Here is a 3,622-nt window from a genome sequence, read left to right on the forward strand (position 1 = left end):
CGCGGGCCCGTGGATCCCCGTCAACCCGGCACGACAGCCGGGCCACAACACTGACCCGATCACGCAATCAACGCTCAGCCGGACCATTCAACCGACCACGGGAAGATCACGAAAGATCCAGGCTAAGCAGTCGGAGCGTGATTTCGCACCGATGAATGCCCCGACCTGGTGGTGGGACTGCCCCTGCCATCAGGTGAATCATTGCTAGGCGATCATGTCGGATTTGATGCGTGATTTGCTCCCGAACTTGGGGTGCTGGTTCGGGGGTGCATCACTGATCATCTTCCACTGGAAAGGAAGTATTGATGAGAGTCTGATTGTAGTTTGTTATTAACTAGCATGCCTCTGCCTGGTACGTGCCGAAAAACGTCAGCTGCTCTGAGTATGGACAGCACCTTCGTAGCATCCTTGACAAGGATGTTGTATTCGTTGGCGAGATCAATGGCAGTCGGGGCGGGTTCACCGTGCCGTAGACGGCCTGACTGTACCTTCTGCTCGATCGCGCTCACGATTTCCGAGTGTTTGAATCCCTTCAAGCCCAGCGCGTAGAGAGTCAAGTAGATCGTATTCCGAGAGAGCCCGGTCTTCCGACTGATATCTCGGATGTTTCGGTTGCCCTCCTTGAATAGCTCCACCACGAGCCTCTTCATCTCGTCGGGTGTGGCGTCCCCGCTTGCGCGCCGTAGCTCTGCGAATGTGGCGATCTTGTCTTTCGAGGGCTCTGAAGTGCACCCTGGCCGGGGGTCTTGCGGGTGAATGGGTCCCTCTGCGTGGGCGATGCTATTATAGCAGCGCAGTAGGATAGTGCTCAGATGTGGAGTGATATCACGGCACTCCGAAAGCGGAAAACTCTCATCTATAGCCGATGTCAGGATATAGCTGTGGGCCGCCAAAGCGGCGTCTCCTGACGAGTATATATAGGTGGCTGGCGCGCTTTCGAAATCAGAGAAATCTTCTACTTCCCAAAAGTGTAAGAATTCTACCTTGATCTCTGGGATCTCTTTGGTTGGTGGTGGCCCGGAGGAGTTGGTTGATCTAACGAGAGCTGGCACTTCTTTGGTCCCGATATTTTGATCACGTCTTGTGCTGTATTTCCGGATGGCAATGGTCCGCCCTTTGTTGGAGAACGCCAACTCCTGGACGTTCATGTGCTCTGCCATGATCAATCCCGAAATCAGATCTTCTGGAAAGCTCGCACGGTTACATGCCAGGTTGATCCGAGTTCGTAGAAACTGTCCGACGGCGAACGGCCATGCGCGCGATGGAGTGCGAAGTTCGGATGGGTGGACGGATGGATCGGATTGATTCATGGCACAAAACCTCTTTTGTCCGATATGTTGCGAGTCGCATGTCTACCACTAGACATGTGTAGCGCTAGACATGTCTAAGGTGCAGATGAGGTGCGGTTGCACTCAGTGATATTTCCGCTCGGGAGGCGTTTTCCTCATGCGGTGTAGAAGGTTCGTTCGACCACCGACCTTCCCTCCTGTCAAGCAGATCGCCAATGTCAGGCTAGGGTTCCCCCACACCACTAGTGGAAGGGAGGTAACTGGAATGGTCGCTTCGGGCAGGGATGGGTGGTCGGTATCCCTAATACGAGAGATGGGGCGAACCATCCGATATGCGTTGGACCGCTGGCATCGGATGGCCGCCCTCATCACACTCTTGATCGTCCTCGCGGCAATCGTATTGCTGCTCGGCAGAGTGCATAGCTGAGCTTAGCTCAGCCTTTGACCTCGCTAGAGATCATCTGACCTCTGGTGGGGTTGGCTGATTTGCTATGTGGGCGGAAGGCTGTGTCACCCGAGATGGGAATAGTGTCACAGCCTTCCGTGAACGAGTATGAGGTGGAGAGGGGCTCTATCAAGATCGCGGGATTCCTCGGCGATCGATTGAGTGTGGGTGGAACTTGACGGTGCAGGCCCCCTGTACGTACATTGTCCGTACGACTCGGTGGTTGCCTGTGCTGTCAGGCGATCCTGTTGGGATGCGAGACCGGCCTCCTGACTTGGTGCAGGGCTTCCACTGACACTCTCGTCGAGGAGCGACCGACGATGTCCTACGCCATGCCAGCGGATTCGACCCCGGCCAGGGATGCGAAAAGCCGCCTCGAAGTACGTATCACGTCGCAAGATAAGAACCTGATCGAACAGGCCGCTCGGGCCCGTCGTGAGACTGTGACCGGTTTTGTCCTGCACGCCGTCCTTGATGCGGCCGAGGACGTTCTTCGCCGAGAGCAGATCACCATGGTGCCTCCCGATTTCTTTGAGGCGATCATCGATTCTCTCGATGCTCCGCCTCAACGAAATGAGGCGCTGACCCGTGCGGCTCAGGAGAACAGCGACATCCTGAGAAGGAAATAGCGTGTACGATCGCGAGCCCCTCGACCAGGAACACCGTCTCGATGTGTTCGACTGCGGCAAGGAGGTGTTGAACGACTGGCTGAAAATGTGGGCCCTCCACGCGCAGAAGAACCGGACCGCGCGGACGTTCGTCTGGACCTCGGCAGGTAGCGTGGTCGCCTACTACTCTCTCGCCGGCCATCTTCTGCAGAAGGACGAATTACCTGCGAGGGTGGGCCGAGGCGGTCCCCGCCAGATTCCCGCCATCATTCTGGCGAGACTGGCACTCGACAGCTCCCTGCACGGCCAAGGGCGGGGCGCGCGTCTCCTGGTCGACGCTCTCAGCACCGCCGTGGAATCGTCTCACCGCGTGGCCGCCCGTCTCGTTGTGGTCGACGCACTGGATGACGAGGCAGTCGCCTTCTACGAGAAATTCGGGTTCATCCGCATCCCTGGCGACATGCGCCTGATCCGGAAAATGAGCGATATTGAGGCTGACCTCAAGGGCTGATCTCTGGCTCGGCCCGGTGCACGAGTCCGAGCCAGAGATCAGATTTTGATCGCGCCGAGTCTAATGTAGTGACCATCGCTGTCTCGGGCGACTCTTAACTACTCAACCGCCTTGGCGTCTGAGATCGTGTAGCTGCCCGGAGTCGAGCAGCGCTATCTTGGTGTCGACCTCTCTGGTCCACGCGGTCGTGCTGGGATTCAGCTGCCTCGATTAGCTCGCGGAGGTTGTCGCCCTCCATTTGGCGCCGAAGCGCCGCCGTGATGTACGCCGAGAAGCCATCCTTCCCAACGCGGGACTGTACGGCCTCGGCGAGAGCTTCCGGAATGGTGACGCTGTACCTCCGTGTACTCATGCCACCAAACGTAGTATTAAACGCCTGATTGGTGGGGAGCTGAGATGGCACCCACCCAGCCCATAGTTGACCTTCGGTGGGACCCGGCTCCGCCGGGAAGGTCGGCTGCGGCTGCCGTCTCGGCGCACGAAGGATTGGTTGCCGTAGTAATCCCCTGGCGCCCACCCATATTGGCCTTCGGTCGAATCCGGCTTCGCCGGGAGAGCAGCTTGCACGCCCATGCCTGGGGCATTTCGACCGTTTGTTCCAACGAGATGATGAAATCCCCACCGCAATCGAAGGCCCACACCAATCCATCGCGCCCGGCGGAGCCGGATCCGACCGAAGGTCAGCACAGGGTGGGTGGGTGGGGCCTAACGGCAATGGAGGGGGCTGGTGGGCGGGAGGACTACGGCAACCGGATCCCACGAGATCGGA

Annotated in this window: 3 protein-coding genes; 2 read left to right on the forward strand and 1 reads right to left on the reverse strand. The window is 58.2% G+C overall.

Translation table 11 applies throughout. The features are described 5' to 3' along the window. Nucleotides 1-278 precede the first annotated feature (278 nt). Nucleotides 279-1,160: a helix-turn-helix domain-containing protein gene (locus KIP79_RS45910; protein ID WP_214111385.1), complete on the reverse strand. Its 882-nt coding sequence runs from the start codon at nucleotides 1,158-1,160 to the stop codon at nucleotides 279-281. Between the two features lie 894 nt (nucleotides 1,161-2,054). Here KIP79_RS45910 and KIP79_RS45915 point away from each other — a divergent pair. Next, entirely contained in the window at nucleotides 2,055-2,363 is a 309-nt protein-coding gene (locus KIP79_RS45915) for a type II toxin-antitoxin system TacA family antitoxin (protein WP_214111386.1), read from the forward strand. A gap of 1 nt (nucleotide 2,364) precedes the next feature. Next, complete coding sequence (locus KIP79_RS45920; RefSeq protein WP_214111387.1) at nucleotides 2,365-2,853, forward strand: GNAT family N-acetyltransferase; 489 nt, start codon at nucleotides 2,365-2,367, stop codon at nucleotides 2,851-2,853. The last annotated feature ends 769 nt before the right edge of the window (nucleotides 2,854-3,622 follow it).

Origin of the sequence: Acrocarpospora catenulata, assembly GCF_018476525.1 — a bacterium.
GTDB classification, from domain to species: Bacteria; Actinomycetota; Actinomycetes; order Streptosporangiales; family Streptosporangiaceae; genus Acrocarpospora; species Acrocarpospora catenulata.